The sequence below is a fragment of the Humibacillus sp. DSM 29435 genome, from assembly GCF_001758225.1.
In the GTDB taxonomy this organism is placed as follows: Bacteria; Actinomycetota; Actinomycetes; order Actinomycetales; family Dermatophilaceae; genus DSM-29435.
The window spans coordinates 32,628-48,255 of the sequence record NZ_MAST01000052.1 but is presented as its reverse complement, the minus strand read 5'-3'; the positions used below and the strand labels follow the sequence as shown (position 1 = coordinate 48,255).

Annotated in this window: 14 protein-coding genes; 1 reads left to right on the top strand and 13 read right to left on the bottom strand. The window is 70.7% G+C overall.

Annotated features, from left to right (window positions below; translation table 11 throughout):
- Positions 1 to 85: 85 nt before the first annotated feature.
- From BA895_RS20450 to BA895_RS20430, 5 genes are all read right to left on the bottom strand, one after another.
- Positions 86 to 1,975: a Na+/H+ antiporter gene (locus tag BA895_RS20450; protein ID WP_070193740.1), complete on the bottom strand. Its 1,890-nt coding sequence runs from the start codon at positions 1,973 to 1,975 to the stop codon at positions 86 to 88.
- 77 nt (positions 1,976 to 2,052) lie between these two features.
- Positions 2,053 to 3,477 (bottom strand): hypothetical protein, encoded by a 1,425-nt coding sequence (locus tag BA895_RS20445; RefSeq protein ID WP_070193739.1) that lies wholly within the window; start codon positions 3,475 to 3,477, stop codon positions 2,053 to 2,055.
- Between the two features lie 57 nt (positions 3,478 to 3,534).
- Positions 3,535 to 4,941: a lipopolysaccharide biosynthesis protein gene (locus BA895_RS20440; RefSeq protein ID WP_070193738.1), complete on the bottom strand. Its 1,407-nt coding sequence runs from the start codon at positions 4,939 to 4,941 to the stop codon at positions 3,535 to 3,537.
- 54 nt (positions 4,942 to 4,995) lie between these two features.
- The gene (locus BA895_RS20435) at positions 4,996 to 6,468 is read right to left on the bottom strand and encodes a glycosyltransferase family 39 protein (RefSeq protein WP_070193737.1); all 1,473 of its coding nucleotides are present in this window, start codon (positions 6,466 to 6,468) and stop codon (positions 4,996 to 4,998) included.
- 35 nt (positions 6,469 to 6,503) lie between these two features.
- On the bottom strand, positions 6,504 to 7,523 hold the full coding sequence (locus BA895_RS20430) for an LLM class F420-dependent oxidoreductase (RefSeq protein WP_070193736.1): 1,020 nt from the start codon (positions 7,521 to 7,523) through the stop codon (positions 6,504 to 6,506).
- Positions 7,524 to 7,640: 117 nt separating this feature from the next.
- Here BA895_RS20430 and BA895_RS20425 point away from each other — a divergent pair, with 117 nt between their 5' ends.
- Entirely contained in the window at positions 7,641 to 8,120 is a 480-nt protein-coding gene (locus BA895_RS20425) for a CoA-binding protein (RefSeq protein WP_070193851.1), read from the top strand.
- Here the strand turns inward: BA895_RS20425 and purE are convergent.
- The 8 genes from purE to BA895_RS20385 all read right to left on the bottom strand — a co-directional run bounded on the left by purE (position 8,084) and on the right by BA895_RS20385 (position 15,583).
- The gene (gene purE, locus BA895_RS20420; RefSeq protein WP_070193735.1) at positions 8,084 to 8,662 is read right to left on the bottom strand and encodes a 5-(carboxyamino)imidazole ribonucleotide mutase; all 579 of its coding nucleotides are present in this window, start codon (positions 8,660 to 8,662) and stop codon (positions 8,084 to 8,086) included. The genes BA895_RS20425 and purE overlap by 37 nt on opposite strands.
- Entirely contained in the window at positions 8,659 to 9,855 is a 1,197-nt protein-coding gene (locus tag BA895_RS20415) for a 5-(carboxyamino)imidazole ribonucleotide synthase (RefSeq protein WP_254666588.1), read from the bottom strand. Before BA895_RS20415 ends, purE begins: the two co-directional genes overlap by 4 nt.
- Before the next feature lie 124 nt (positions 9,856 to 9,979).
- On the bottom strand, positions 9,980 to 10,633 hold the full coding sequence (locus BA895_RS20410; RefSeq protein WP_083283607.1) for a GtrA family protein: 654 nt from the start codon (positions 10,631 to 10,633) through the stop codon (positions 9,980 to 9,982).
- A gap of 87 nt (positions 10,634 to 10,720) precedes the next feature.
- Positions 10,721 to 11,749, bottom strand: a complete 1,029-nt coding sequence (locus tag BA895_RS20405) for a sensor histidine kinase KdpD (protein ID WP_070193733.1) — start codon at positions 11,747 to 11,749, stop codon at positions 10,721 to 10,723.
- Between the two features lie 2 nt (positions 11,750 to 11,751).
- Positions 11,752 to 12,429 (bottom strand): response regulator transcription factor, encoded by a 678-nt coding sequence (locus BA895_RS20400; protein WP_070193732.1) that lies wholly within the window; start codon positions 12,427 to 12,429, stop codon positions 11,752 to 11,754.
- A 241-nt stretch (positions 12,430 to 12,670) separates the two neighbouring features.
- Positions 12,671 to 13,474, bottom strand: a complete 804-nt coding sequence (locus BA895_RS20395; RefSeq protein ID WP_070193731.1) for an enoyl-CoA hydratase/isomerase family protein — start codon at positions 13,472 to 13,474, stop codon at positions 12,671 to 12,673.
- Positions 13,475 to 13,542: 68 nt separating this feature from the next.
- A complete protein-coding gene (locus BA895_RS20390) occupies positions 13,543 to 14,664 on the bottom strand; it encodes an adenylate/guanylate cyclase domain-containing protein (RefSeq protein ID WP_083283606.1) in 1,122 nt (373 codons plus the stop codon).
- Between the two features lie 7 nt (positions 14,665 to 14,671).
- A complete protein-coding gene (locus tag BA895_RS20385; RefSeq protein ID WP_070193849.1) occupies positions 14,672 to 15,583 on the bottom strand; it encodes a biotin--[acetyl-CoA-carboxylase] ligase in 912 nt (303 codons plus the stop codon).
- Between the last annotated feature and the right edge of the window lie 45 nt (positions 15,584 to 15,628).

Genomic DNA, 15,628 nt, shown 5'->3' with positions numbered 1-15,628 from the left:
CGGCCTACGTCAGCCACCCCCTACGGCTGACCCAACGACCCCTCCGGGCCTCGCTCGTTCCTCGCTCGTGTCCTCACGGCCTACGTCAGCCGAGAACCTCGTCGACATAGCACCAGCGCCACGCCTCCCCCGGCTCGAACGAGCGCATCACCGGGTGGCGGGTCTGCTCGTAGTGCTTCTGGGCGTGCAGCCCAACCGATGAGTCGCAGCAGCCGACGTGCCCGCACGTCAGGCAGAGTCGAAGGTGCACCCAGTCCAGGCCCTCCTGGAGACAGCCCTCACAGCCCTCGGGCGTGTTGGGCGCAACGAAGCCCGGTGCAGCGCTCAGATGCTCGCATTCCTCTTCGACGGTCTCGGTGGGCAGCAGGTCGTCCTCTCCCAGCCGGTTCGCCTCGTACTCGATGCGCTCGAGCACCATCTCCTCCACATCAAGGGCGTTGAGCACGACCCGAAGCACCTCGTGCTCGGCCCGGCCCTCGTCGCGCACCTTCAGCACGACCTCCCGCTCCGCGTCGAGCATCTGGAGACGGCCGCGCCGGTACTGGTCGCTGGGGGTCTCGTTGCCGCCCTCGTTCGGACCGAGACGCTCCCACATCTGGTTGACGCGGTCAGCGGAGCGGGTGCGCAGCAGCTCGACGGTCGACTGAGCGAGCCCCTCCTCGTCAGCCAGCTGCTCGAGCCGCTCGAGCCCGGCCCGCGACGCCAGCTGCATGACGGATGCCGCCTGCAGGGCGTCCTCGCGGGCGTCGGGTCCGCGCACGCCCAGACGTCTCGCCAGCCAGGGCAGGGTGGTGCCCTGGATGAGCAGGGTGCCGACGGTCACAGTCACCGCGATGAGCACGAGCACGTCGCGCTCCTCGGTGTCGGCCGGGAGCAACAGAGCGGCCGCCAACGTCACCACGCCCCGCATACCGGCCCACGACACGACGGCCTGGTAGGTCCACGGCTTCTTGCTCTCCTTGCGCAGCACGGTCGTCATGACCCAGCGGTACGGGAAGACCCACAGCGGTCGCAGCACCAGCACGACCACGAGTGTGCCGCCCGCCGCCAGCATGATCGTGCCGACGCCGAGGTGGGAGGCCCGGACCCGGTCGACGACGTAGAACACCTGCAGCCCGATGAGCAGGAACACCGAGTTCTCGAGCAGGAACTGGATCGAGCTCCAGTTGATCCGCTCGCTGAGCCGCGACGCACCGGGCTGGTAGCGCGGTGAGCGGTGGCCGAGCACCAGGCCGGCGGTGACCACGGCGATGACCCCCGACGACCCGACCTTCTCGGCCGGCACGTAGGCGGCGAAGGGGATCATGAACGAGATCACGGTGTCGAAGGTCGGGTCACTGCTCAGCTTGCGCCGCACGACCTCGATGAGCCGAGCCAGCACGTAACCGATGGCCGCCCCGCCGACCAGCGCCCAGCCGAAGTCGAGCGCCACCTCGCCCACGGTCACGTGGGAGGCAGCCGCCCCCGCCAGGCCGGCCACGGCGAGCGCGGTGCGCAACGACACCAGCGCCGTCGCGTCGTTGAGCAGCGACTCCCCCTCGAGGATGGTGGTGAGCCGGCGCGGCAGCCCGATCGCCCGCCCGATCGCCGTGGCCGCCACGGCATCCGGTGGCCCCACGACGGCGCCGAGGGCGAAGGCCACGGCGAACGGGATGCCGAGCAGCATCCAGAGGAAGAGGCCCACCCCGAGCGCGGTGAACAGCACGAGACCGACCGACAGGCTGAGGATGGCGCCCCGGTTGGTGCGGAAGTCGACGAGCGAGGTCGAGATGGCTGCCGCGTAGAGCAACGGGGGCAGGATGCCGTAGAGCACGAGATCGGGGCTCAGCGCGATCTCGGGAACGAACGGCAGGTACGAGCCGGCGATACCGACCACGATGAGCACGAGCGGGGCCGGTAGCCCGAGACGGCCGGCCAACCATGAACCGGCGAGAACGGTCGCAGCGACGGCGAGCAGCACTACGGCAATCTCCACCTGCCCATCCTGCCGTAAGCGAGGTGAGCATCGCGTCCGCCGCCCGCGGCAACAGGCCGGGTGGGGGCGCCCGTGGCTCAGTGGTGCGAGCTCGGCGGTTCGAGCGACGCCGCTGCCTCCGCCAGGGCCGCTCCGACCCGGGCGATGTTGGCCGGTTCGAGCACGTGCGGGGCGCGGGGCGGGTCGATCACGACGCCCTCCCAGGAGTGGCGCACGTAGTCGTGCACGAACCACTCCTCGATCGCAGAGCGGTCCGCCCGCAGCGACTCCCAGCCGCGGTCGGCCACGAAGGCGGTGAGGTCGTCGGGCACCGAGAGGTGGGCGACGTTGGCGAGGCTGCTCCACGGCATCCGCGCGCCGGTGACGACGGGCAACCCAGCCAGCCCCGCCTCCAGACCGACGGTGCCGGTGGCGGTGACGGTGAACACGGCGTGCTGCATCAGCTCGCGGGAGTCGGAGTGCGGGTCGATGGCGGCGATGTTGGGGTGCGCGTCGAAGGGCGGCCAGTAGTCGGGGTCGCGGCGCCAGATGAAGTTCGCGTGCTCCTTGACGGCGACGGCGATGTCCAGCGGAGCGAGCGCGTCGGCGAGCACCCTTGCGGTGTAGGCCTGGTCACGCCACTCCTGACCCATCACGTCAGCGCTCGACTCGGGCTGCACGTGCAGCGGCAGGAAGACGTAGCGCTCGGGCAGTGGGTCCCAGCGACGCTCGCGGTACTCGCGGAGGTTGAGGCGGGCCTTCGCCGGGTTGAGCCACGGGAGGCGCGCGTAGTCGGAGGGCTTCGGCAGCTGCAGGTTGGCTCCCCGGTCGGCCACGAACTCCTTCACGCGGTCGGTGGCCAGCCGCAGGATCTCGGAGCCCGACTCGACCTTGAGGTTGTGTTCGTAACCCGGCGGGCGCCCGCTGGGCCCGGCCCGGCGCGCCTCGAGGAAGGCCTCCCCGGCCGTGACTGCGGCGGGGTCCTCGACCTGTCGCTGCCAGTGGGTGATGCCCTTCGGGGCCCCGAACAGGCCGAACCGGTCGGACGGCAGCCGCAGGCCCCGCGGCCAGGTCGCGAGGCCGCCGTGGTGGGTGACGAGGCCGGCGGTGAGCAGCTCGGAGGTCACCGTGAACTCGACGAGGGCGAACACCGGGCCACGGCCGGCGACTGCGGCCTCGATCTCCTCGGCCGCCAGGTTGAGAAAGTTCATCGCCGTGTCGACCCGGTTGCGGCGCAGGGCCCGCTCCGAGACGAGCAGGTCGAGAATGTCGAGGCCCACCCCACCGCAGGCCCGCTTGAGGGCGGCGTGGGGGGCGAGCCCGCTGACGACGTTGGCCCTGCGGGCGGCGGCGTACGGCAGCCTGACCACCGTGGCGCCGGGGGCATGCTTACGCACCCACGAGAGGTTCGCGTCGGTGCGCGCGATGAGCACCATGTCGCGCGTGGCGAACCCGGCCTCGACCAGCGCCGGCACGAGCAGGTCGTCGAACCCGAGGCCCAGGTGCAGCAGGGGGGTCACCACGGTCGTTCTCCTGGGGATCGCACGGAAGATGAGGTGCTCGAGGCGGGCCCGACGATCCTAGCCCCGCAGCACCCGCAGCACCCGTGGCGCGAGCACCAGCGCGACCGTTGCGACCACGGCTGCCGTGAGCAGACGTACGACTGCCCCCCCTCCGGTGATCGGCAGCAGCGACGCCCCGACGGCGAGCGCGGCCGAGGCCAGCCAGACCACCACGAGCCGCGGCGGCCAGCGCAGCGGCGAATGAGCACGTGCGAACGCAACCGTGAGCGCCATCAGCACGACGTAGGCGACCGCCTTGGCCACGGCGATGCCCACGATGCCGTGGGCCGGCGCGAGCCACCAGGCCATCAGCACCAGCACGGCCAGGGCCGCCGCGGACGCCCAGGCGAGACGGCCGGTTCGTTCGGCGTCGAGCACGGCCAGCGAGCTGCCCTGGTAGATCATGTAGGCCACCGACACGCTCGAGATCAGGCCCAGGGCCGCCACGATCGCCACCGTGTCGAAGTCCGGCCGGGTCATCACCGTCACCAACCAGGGCCCCAGGAGCGCGACACCGACGGCGCCGATCGCCACCACGGTGGTCAGGGCCGTGCCCGTGCGCGCCGTCCACTGCCACCGCCGCTCGATCGGGTGCGAGAGCACGAGCGGGGCCCACGCGTTGAAGAAGGCGACCGCGAGCACGAACGGCACGTACCCGAGCTGGAGGGCCACCTGGTAGCTACCGGCGGCCGCCTCACCGAGCAGGGCCCGCGTCAACAGCACGTCGCCCATGAGCAGGCCGAGCATCGCGACCGCCTGCGGCAGCAGCGGCGCAGCGAGGCGGGCTCCGGCCCGCACCCTGGTTCGCTCCCGGGTGGGCGGCAGGGGCCGCGTGAGGACGATGCCGCCGATGGCCACCACGGCCAGAACCGCGGCGTAGGCCAGCAGGTAGCGCTGGGCCGTGGGCTCGGCGCGGGCGGCGAGGAGCCCCGCGAGCTGGGCCACCACGGTGGCCGCGACGGCCAGGGTCAGAAAGCCGCCGGGGCGAAGTCGGGCTCGCATCAGGGTCTGGCTCGCCACCACGGTGGTCAGGCTCGCGGAGGCCACGACGATGGGCAGCCACTCGTCGAGGTCGGCCCAGCCGAGCTTCGACAGCACCAGTCCGAGCAGCGTGCCCACGACACCCAGACCCAGGGCCAGGGCGATCATGGCGCCGGCGAGGGCTCGGGACACCCTGGGGCCGTCGTCGCCGCGGTGATGCTCACGCAGGATCACCTGTGGCAGGCCGGCTCCCGCAATGGTGCCGACCATCTGCACCACCACCAGGGCGGTGGCCACCTTGCCGAACTCCACCAGCCCCAGCAGCCGGGTGGCGAAGGGCAGGATGAGCAGCACTGCGAGACCCTGCAGCGCCGTGCCGACCAGGTAGACCACCGAGTGCGACCCAAGGCGGGTGCCCTGGGAACCGAGCCGGCTGTCACCCACGACGAGGGGTAGGGCTCGAGACGGTGAGGCGGTGATCTGCCGGCCGGCCGTCGCTCATGGGGACGGACAGGCGTAGACGGAGATCTCCTGATCCTGAACCTGGGCCGACAGCCGACAGCGGTCCCGAACGTACTCGTCGACCAGCCCTGAAACTGACTCTGGCCAGGCCGGTGACACCCGCATGACGATCGCTCGCGGACGCTGAGCCAGGATGGCTCGCACCTCGGCCGCAGGCGTGCTGTTCATGGCCGCTGCGTTCGACTCCTTCAGGTGTTGGGAGGGGAAGAAGAACTTCGTCGGCAGCCCTGCGCCGGTCAGGAAGTAGTCGTGAACGTCCATGGTGTAGATCACATCGCCCGGTTCGACCACTCGTCTGACGGCCTGAGCCACCTCAATCTCCGGGGCACTGCGGTCGGGGCCCAGACTGAGCTGCGCCCTTGCGACCTCCGCCCCCTTCAGCAGCCTGGGCAGCTCCGGAACCACCATCGCCCAGACTGCCACGGCCAGCACGACCGAGGGCAGCGTGATACTGCGAGCCGCTCCGTCATAGCGCCGCACCGCGATCACGGCGATCACCAGAGCGGCCGGTGCGATGATGATCGCGTAGTGCGCGTAGAAGAACTGGTTGTAACAGGCCGTGGCGATCGAGACGACGAGAAACACCACTGACCAGGCGGTGACCTTGACCTGCCGGCTGCGAGGCGCACCCAGCACCAACGCCGTAATCGGCACGAGCAGGACGGCCAGCGTGGGGGCCAGGAACCCTTCCACTCGACGGAGCGTCTTGGGCCACCACACGGGGGCCTTGTCGTAGACGCTGAGGAACGTTCGCTGCAGCTCGAAGTAGTTCGTGATGTTGGAGAAGAGGAACACCGGGAGCAGGATGACGAGGCAGCCGACCAGGAAGGCGATGAACCCGCCGGCCCACGCCATCTTCGCCTTCCGTCCGGCAACGAGGAAGTAGAGGCCCGGAATGACGAGTACCGGGCCGATCAGGTAGTTCGTGTTGATCGCGACCGCCATCAACAGGCCGAACACGGCTCCGCGCCAGAAGGTCGGTCGGTACGTGAGGACCAGGAGCAGGCCCAGCACGTAGAGGTTGAGAGTCGGCTCGCTGAGCGCGGCCAGACCGTCGCTCCCCACACACATGAGGGCGTACACCCCCGACAGCAGCGCAGCACCCCATCCGCCGAGCCCCAGCCGTCTGCAGATCAGGTAGGCGAGTACGAACGAGAGCACGGCCACGACCAGCGACAGACACCGGAGCGATGCCGTGGAGGCGCCGAAGACCGCCTGCGACAGCGCATAGGGGTAGTAGAGGGCGGCCGGCTTGTGGTCGAAGGCGGTGGTGTAGGGCCAGTGCCCCGCCAGCACCTCGCGCCCGATGATCCCGTAGGCGGCCTCATCGGCGCCCAGTCCGACGACCGGGAAGATCATGAGTCTGGGGAGCAGCACGGTGAGCGTGAAGACCACCACGAACGGCACGATCGAACGCGCCGTGGTTCGCTTCGGCTCAGGCTTCGTCAAGGGAGCCGCTCGGTCCGGGCGGCCGGGTTGGTCCGTCAACGACGCAGCTCCGGCGCGACGGAGCTCTCGAAGAGCTCGATGCCCGACCGGTCGTAGGCCGCCTCGGCGAAGTAGGTGATGGCGTAGGTCATTCCCTTCGCCTCCATGCCCTTCAGCGTCGTGACGATCTGCTCCGGGGTGCCGACGGCGGGCTGGGTACGCAGGCCCGCGACCTGCTCGGCGACCTTCGCCTCCGCCACTCCACCACGGCGCAGCAGGTCGCCGTAGAACGCCAGCCGGTCCTCGACCTCGGCTTCGGTCTCGCCGATGACGACGTTGTAGTTGGCCGACCGCACGATGGAGTCGAAGTCGCGGCCGGCATCCGCGCAGTGGCCGCGCAGCACCTCACTCTTGTGGTCGAACTCGTCAGCACTGCCGTCGAAGTTCGTGTAGTCGGCGTACTCGGCGGCGATCTTGAGGGTGACCTTCTCACCACCGCCGGCGATCCACATCGGGATGCCGTTCGCCGCGCTGCCGGGCGAGCTCGTGCCCTGCAGGGGTCGGGGTGCACAGATGGCCCCGTCGACCTGGTAGTGCTCGCCATCGAGCGTGGCCGATCCCTTCGTCCACATGTCGCGGAAGACCGCGACCCCCTCGCGCAGGGCACCCAGCCGTTCACCGGCTCGCGGAAAACCGTAGCCGAAGGCCCGCCACTCGTGCTCGTACCACCCGGCCCCGATCCCCATCTCGACCCGCCCACCGGAGATGACATCGACGGTGGCGGCGACCTTCGCGAGGTAGGCCGGGTTGCGGTAGCTCATGCACGTGCACATCTGCCCGAGCCGCACGCGCGAGGTGGAGGCCGCGAACGCCGCCATGAGGGTCCACGCCTCGTGGGTCGCCTCACCGCTCGGCTCCGGCACGGTGTGGAAGTGGTCGTACACCCAGACCGACTCGAAGGTCTCACCCTGGTCGACGTGGCTGACCACGTCCGACATCGCTTCCCACTGCTGGCTCGGGTCGATGCCGACGAGGTCCATGCGCCAGCCCTGGGGAATGAAGACTCCGAATCTCATGCGCTCATCATGTCACTGCGACGTTCTGCCACTGCGCCGCCGCGGCCGGCCCGGACTCGCGCGGCACAGCGACGTTGCGCTGTCCGGCATCCGCGCCGCCGTGTGAGGATGATCTTCATGACGCCCGCGAGCCCCACCCGCCACCGCAACGACCCGAACGTCATCCGTGACCTGCTGGTCACGCCGGCCACGTGGGCGGTGGTCGGGCTCGGCGACAACCCCGACCGCACCGCGTGGGGCGTCTCGCTGTGGCTGCAGCGCGAGCTCGGGATGCGCCTGGTCCCCGTGCACCCGAGCGCGGCCAGGGTGCACGGGAGCGTGGGATACCCCTCGCTCGCCGATGTGCCCGACGGCGTTGTCGTCAAGGTCGTCGACTTCTTCGTACGCAGCGACCGGGTGGGCGGGCTCGTCGACGAGGCCATCGCGCAACGCGACCGACTCGGGGTGCAGGCCCTGTGGCTGCAGCTGGGAGTGGTCGACGAGGCGGCCGCCGCCCGAGCCGAGGAGGCCGGTCTGTCGGTGGTGATGGACACCTGCCCGAAGATCGAGTACCCGCGTCTTCAGCCGGGTGACGGCGCGTCGGCCGTCACCGACTGACCCCCGACCTGCGCTCGCAGCGCGGCCCCCTTCGCGTGCGCCTCCTCGCGCAACGCCTCCTGGAAGGCCACCATCGCCGTACGCACCCGGATCGACAGCTCGTCGCTTCCCGTGCCGACGATCCGGGCCGCCAGCAGACCGGCGTTGCGTGCACCGCCGATCGAGACCGTCGCCACGGGCACACCGGCGGGCATCTGCACGATCGAGAGCAGCGAGTCCATGCCGTCCAGAAACTTCAGCGGCACCGGCACCCCCACCACGGGCAGCGGGGTCACAGCCGCCAGCATGCCGGGCAGGTGGGCCGCACCCCCGGCCCCGGCGATGATGACGCGAAGGCCCCGCTCGGATGCCGTCCGGCCGTACTCGATCATCTCCGTCGGCATCCGGTGAGCCGACACGACGTCGACCTCGTAGGCGATCCCGAGCCCGTCAAGGGCGGTGGCCGCTGCCTTCATGACCGGCCAGTCGCTGTCGCTGCCCATCACGATCCCGACGACCGGTGGCTCCGGCGAGAGGTCCGGGCGCTGGTGCTGCGCGGTCATTGCGTCACGACTCCGCTCAGGTAGTCGGCCGCGTGGCCGGCCCGGTCCCGGGCGTCGTCGAGGTCGTCGCCGCTGACGTTGACGTGCCCGATCTTGCGGGAGGGGCGAACCCCCTTGCCGTAGAGGTGCACCTTGGCGCCGGGATCGCGGGCCATGACGTGACGGTAGGCGCTGTAGAGCTCCTCGTGCTCGCCGCCGAGAACGTTGGCCATCACCGTCCATGCGGCCCGCGGTCGAGGGTCGCCCAGGGGCAGGTCGAGCACCGCCCTGAGGTGCTGCTCGAACTGACCGGTCACGGCGCCGTCCATCGACCAGTGCCCACTGTTGTGCGGCCGCATCGCCAGCTCGTTGACCACGTAGGTGGTGGCCCCCGTGTCGTCGGCCACCTCGAACATCTCGACGGCCAGAACTCCCGTCACCTCGAGAGCGCCCGCGATGCGAAGCGCGGCCTCGGTCGCCACCGAGGCGAGGTCGGGGTCGAGGTTGGGGGCGGGCGCGAGCACCTCGGTGCAGATGCTGTCGACCTGCACCGTCTCGACCACCGGCCACGTCGCGGCCTGCCCCGATGGGCTGCGAGCCACGAGCACTGCCAGCTCACGAGCGAAGTCGACCTTCTCCTCGAGCAGGATGCCGTGTTCGAACGGTCCGGGCTCGCCGACGGCAGCCAGCCACTCGCCGAGGTCGGCACTCGAGCCCACCACGGCAACGCCCTTGCCGTCGTAGCCTCCGGTGGGCGTCTTCGCCACGATCGGCCACCCCCACTGCTCGCCGCATCGCTCGACATCATCGACGGTGCGCGCCCGGTACCACCTCGGGCACGCGATGCCGAGCTCGGTCAGCCGTTCGCGCATGGCGAGCTTGTCCTGGGCGAACACCAGCGCCGACCGGCTGGGATGGGTCACGACACCATCGGCCTCGAGGGCGGCCAACACCTCCTGCGGCACCTGCTCGTGGTCGAACGTGACCACATCACAGGTCGCGGCGAAGGCGCGCACGGCCTCGAGATCGGTGTGGTCACCCACGGGCGCGCTGGGCACCACGAGAGCCGCCGACGCGGTATCGGCCTCGGCCAGTACTGAGAGCGTGATGCCGAGCTCGATGGCCGGGCCCTGCATCATCCGGGCCAGCTGACCACCACCGACGACACCGACGACGGGGAAACCTCCGGGGGCGCGCTTCGGCTGTTCGGTCACGGCGACCAACCTACCGATGCGGCTGCGGCATCCGGACCGCGGCTCCTGACGACAGCGTGCGGCGGTGAGGGCATGGGGTTCGGCAGGGGGGTCTGCAGGGTGCGTCGGTAAGGGCAGCGGCGGGTCAGCGGGCGCGGTCGACGGGTCCGGGCACATCGGGCGTCGGCACAGGCTGCTCCTGAACCACCCGTTCGGCAGGGTCGGCGACGCCGAGCGCGGCAGCGGCGCGGCTCGGGTCGACGAGGCCCGGGTGCCGGCTGCGAACGGCGGCGAACGTCCACATCTTGTTCAGCACGAACGAGAGCGGGGTGACGACACAGATGACGATCAGCTGCGCCCAGTAGAGCCGGGTGCGCAGGCCGGTCGAGTCGTCGAGCGCCGACAGCGAGAGGGCGATCGGGGAGCCTCGGTGCATCAGGGCGGTCAGCAGCACCAGCCCGATGGCCTGACCCACGAGACCCACCGCCACGAAGGGCCCGTACTCGCGCCACCAGCCGGCGTGTCGGGAGCTGTGGAAGGTCCAGGAGCGGTTGAGCTGGAAGTTCCAGAGGTTCGCCGCGAAGAAGGCGATGGTCGAGTACACGTGGTACCAGCGCACGTTGAAGGCCGTGAGCGGCACCCCGACGATGGCCTCCTCGGGCAGCGGACCGAGCCGCTTGACGATCACGAGGGCCATCAGGTTCACGAGCACGCCCGAGGCGCCGACCAGCCCGAACCGGAGGAATAGCATCCAGTTGTGCCGGTGGCGCACGAACAGGAACGTGCCGAACCGCTTCACAGGCCGACGATACCTGCGGCGTGTCGATTCGGTGCATCCGAACCCGGTCGTCCGGCGCGCTCGTGGCCGGTCACCGCACGGAGCGGCTCAGCCGTCGTCGGACTCCGACAGGAACAGGGCGAAACGGGCAGGTTGGGCCTGCACGAGGTCGAGGCGGCCCCCGTTCGACTCGGCGAGGTCGCGGGCGAGGGCCAGGCCGAGCCCGGTGCTGCCAGCCGTTCCACTGCTGACCGACCGTTCGAAGATGTGCGGAGCCATCGCGGATGGCACACCGTCACCCTCGTCACTGACCTCGACCACGACGGAGGGGCCGGAGCGCCGAGCGTGCACGTCGACGGTGCCGCGACCGTGAACGAGGGAGTTCTCGAGCAGCGTCGAGAGCACCTGTGAGAGGGCAACCGGCGTGGAGCGGACGAACAGGCCGCGCTCACCGCGCACGCGAACCGAGCGACGGGCCTGCTCGAAGGCGGGTTGCCACTCGCGCTGCAGGGCGGCGATGGTGGTGTCGAGCGACACAACCGGGGTCGGCCCACCCGCCCCTCGGCCGCGGCCGAGAAGGTCGTCGACGACACGGGTCAGGCGCTCCACCTGGGCGATGGCGATCGAGGCCTCCTCCTTGACCGCCGACTTGTCGGCCATGAACGAGATCTCCTCGAGCCGCATCAGCAGTGCCGTCAGCGGGGTGCGCAGCTGGTGGGAGGCATCGGCGGCGAAGTCACGCTCGGCGGCGAGGGTCTTGGTCATGTCGTGGGCTCGGCGCGCGATGATGTCGGAGACGTGGTCGATCTCGCGCACCCCCGACCGCACCGGCGCCAGACGGGCCTCTCCAGCAGAGAACCGCGACGCGAGGTCGACGAGGTCGGCTGCCGCGCGAGCGGCTCGACGGCGCATGCCGAGCGTGCTGACCACGGCGGCCAGCACTCCGACCAGCGCGGACACGAGCACGAGGGCCACGAGCAGGGCCGCCGCCTGCCGGAGGTCGGTCGTCACCGCTTCATCGACGAGCTCGGGCCTCTGGGTCACGATCCACCAGACAACCCCAGCAACCACGACCGCGGTCAGTGCCGCCGTGACCCCTGCGGCGACCAGGACGAGACGATCGAGCTGGCGCCGCACGGTCAGTCAGCCTCAGGACGTTCGAACCGGAAGCCGACCCCGCGCACCGTGGCGATGTACTGCGGCGAGGTCGCATCGTCGCCGAGCTTGCGGCGCAGCACGGAGATGTGCATGTCGAGAGTCTTGGTTGACCCGAACCAGGCGGTGTCCCAGATCTCGCGCATGAGCTGCTCACGCGAGACGACCTTGCCCTGTTCGCGCACGAGGACCCTGAGCAGGTCGAACTCCTTCGCGGTGAGCTGCAGCTCGATGCCCTTGAACCAGGCTCGTCGACCGTCGGAGTCGATCCTCACCAGGTCGACGACCGCGGCGATCTCGGTCGGCTTGCGCCGCAGCAGGGCGCGCACCCGCGCGAGCAGCTCGGCCAGCCGGAAGGGCTTGGTCACGTAGTCGTCGGCGCCCGCGTCAAGGCCGACGACGGTGTCGACCTCGTCGGCGCGAGCCGTGAGGATCAGCACGGGGATGGTCAGCCCCTCGGCCCGGATGCGCCGACAGACCTCGAGGCCGTCGATGCGGGGCAGTCCCAGGTCGAGCAGCACCAGGTCGGGGCTCTGCTTGGCGCCCTCGAGCGCCGCCACGCCGTCCTCGCGCACGTCAACGTCGTAGCCCTCACGGCGCAGCGCCCGGGCCAGTGGCTCGGAGATGGCGGGATCGTCCTCGGCGAGGAGCACGCGGGTCATGTCATCCGTTCTGGTTGTTCACGAACCGGCTCAATGCCGACCCTCGCCAGCCTACCGACTCCCGGATGCCCGCCAGCCCCCTCCGGGCAAAGCCGCCACCGGATTCGGCCCACTCTCGCCCCCAACCGCGCCCCCCACCCTGCGCGACGCGCCGCGCGACGCGCCAAAAGTGTCGGATTGACAACACCACCTGCGCGACGCGCCGCGCGACGCGCCGAAAGGGTGTCAGGCGGCGTGGTGGTCAGTGCCCGGGCCAGTTCGGCCGGCGCTTCTCGGCGAACGCGGCCACGCCCTCGCGTCGGTCGGCCGAGAACGCCGTCGCCCGCCAGCAGGCGTCCTCGATCTCGAGCCCGGCCTCCAGGCCCACGTCGGCCCCCAGCCGCATGGCCCGCTTGGCGTTGCGCAGCCCGACCGGCGAGTTCGCGGCGATGGTGCGGGCCAGCTCGAGGGCGCGAGCGCGGGCGAAGCCCTGGGCCACCAGCTCGTCGACGGCCCCGAGGGCGAACGCCTCCGCGGTCGTCATCCTCGCCGCCGAGAAGATGGCGCGAGAGGCCCGTGACCACCCCACTCGGCGCACGAGCAGCTGCGTGCCCCCACCACCGGGGATCACTCCGACGCCCACCTCGGGCAGACCCACGAGCGCTCCCTCCCCCGCGATGACCACGTCGCACGAGAGCGCCAGCTCGAAGCCGCCGCCCAGCGCGTGACCGTCGACGGCCGCGATGGCGGGCATGGGCAGCCGCAACACTCCCCCGTACGCCGCGCGCGCCGTCGGCCGCTGGGCAACGAGGTCGGCATCGCTCATCGAGCTGCGCTCCTTGAGGTCGGCGCCGACGCAGAAGGCACGCTCGTTGCTCGAGCTCAGCACGACACAACGCACGGTGTCGTCCGACGCGACCGACGAGGTGGCCTCGGCTATCGAACGGGCCATCTCGGTCGACACCGCGTTGAGCGCCTCCGGTCGGTCGAGCACGATCTCGGCCACGTGTTCGAGCCCTGGCTCATCGAATCGCTCGATGCGAACCAGGTGCGTCGATGACGGCATTCGAGGGTCTCCTTGGGCGTTGGTGTTCGTCGTGAATTCGTCTACCGGGGTGGTCTGAACGGGTTGGTCTACCGACGACCCGTGGTCGGGGCGCGGCGCAGCACCGAGGGGGAGACCGGCCCGACCCCCCGCAGGATGCGGCGTCGCTGGCCGGTCAGCTCGAACCCTGACAGGGTGGCGAGCTCACGGGCCATCGTGGCGTCGACCATCACCGTGCCGGCCTGCGCCACCGCGGTCAGGCGTGAGGCGCGGTTCACCGTGGTGCCGAAGACGTCACCGAGCCTCGAGAGGATCGGGCCACGGGCCATCCCGACCCTCGCCTCGGGCAGCACGTCGTCGTCGCTCATGGCATCGAGCAGGTCGAGGGCGACGGCGGCGGCCGGCGCGGCGGTCACGGTCGTGAAGAGCACCTCGTCTCCCACGGTCTTGATGAGGCGTCCCCCGTGTGCCGTGATGACGTCGGCCGACAGGGCCTCGAACCGGGACACGAGGCGGGCGAGGTCGCGCTCTGACATCTTGCGCACGAGGGCGGTGAAGTTGACGAGGTCGGCGAAGCCGACAGAGCGCATCTTCGTCAGGCCATACGACTCGGGATCGGCGTCAGCGAGCATGCGGGACACCGTGGCACTGAGATGTCGACGCCAGGCGTAGACGAGCAGCGGTTCGAGCCGGTCGGTCAGCACCGCAAGACGGTTTGCCGTCTCGACCGCCGTCTCGTGGCTGGGCACCCCCCTCGACTCGGACAAATCGCCCTCACCCTCTGCCGCGAGGGCCGAGGTCATGTCGGCCTCGACGGCCTCAGCGATCAGCTGCGACTGCCACCCGGCGAGCCGGTCGGCAGAGCGCGCGAAGGCCCGGGTGAGCGACAGCGCCGTGGTCTCATCGAGCAGTCCCTCGCGCACGATCTCCGCCACCGTCCGCAACGCCTCGACGTCGGCAGCGGTGAACAGCTCGTCGTCGGTGTCGACCACGGGAAAGCCGAGAGCGTGCCAGAAGCGTCGTGCCGAGGAGAGCGAGACCTCCGCGCCCACACTGACCTCGCGGCGTCGCAGGGCGAGTGGACGACCGAGCAGGCGCGCGGTGAAGTCCTCCCCAGCCGCGGTCTGCGCGGACTGCGAGGACTGCGCGGTCAGTGCGGACTGCGAGGACTGCGAGGAGGTCGGAGACTGCGGCGACGCCGAATCCGTCATGGGCCGATCATGCCAGCCCTCCGTCGGGGCGGCGCACGTGAACGACGTCGCCGGCCGAGAACGCGCGTCGACCCGTCGAGGTCATCACGACGAGGGCTCCGGACCCGTCGAGACCGACCGCGTCCCCTTCGACCGTGGCCCCGCCGGGCAGGTGTACCCGCACCCTCGACCCGATGGTCGAGCACGCGGCCTCGTAGGCCCCTCGCACGACCCGTTCGAGGTCGGAAGACGCGGTGTACCGGCACCTCCCCTCTTCGACCGGGGCTTCGCCGGAGGCCGCTCCCAGCAGGGCACCGAGCTCGCGCAGGTAGGCCACCACGAGGGTCTCGCGCCGCACCGACACCCCCGCGAGGGCGAGAGAGGTTGCGGTGTCGACGGGTAGCTCGGCGCGAATCTGGTCGACGTTGACGCCCACGCCCACGACCACGGCGGCGGCCGGCTCCCTCTCCGAGCCGCTGGTGCTGCCGAGAGGCGACCCCAACGACACGAGCTCACACAGGATGCCGCTGACCTTGCGGTCGTCGTCGTCGACGAGCAGCACGTCGTTGGGCCACTTCAAGGTCGGAGTCAGCTCGCGCCCGGCCGCCCGGGTCACCCGGCGGATCGCGCGTGCGAGGGCGAGGCCGGCGCAGAGCGGCAACCAGGCCGCCGACGCGACCTGAGCGGCGCCGTGGAGGGGCACGACCGCCGACACGGCGACCGCGGCACCGGCAGGCACCTCCCAGGCCCGCCCCAGCCGTCCGCGGCCGCCCGTCTGGTGGTCGGTGACCACGACGTACCAGCGGGGATCGGGGGCGTGGCCGGGATCGGCGGCGTAGGCGGTCACGAGGTCGCGGGCCACATCGTTGGTCGAACGCGTCTGGGCGTGGAAGCGCACGGCGCGCCACGGCTGACCGGGAGTGACCAAACCCTCATCCACGAGGCTCGGCTCGAACGGTAGGCGCACGCCCCCAAGGCTAGAGTG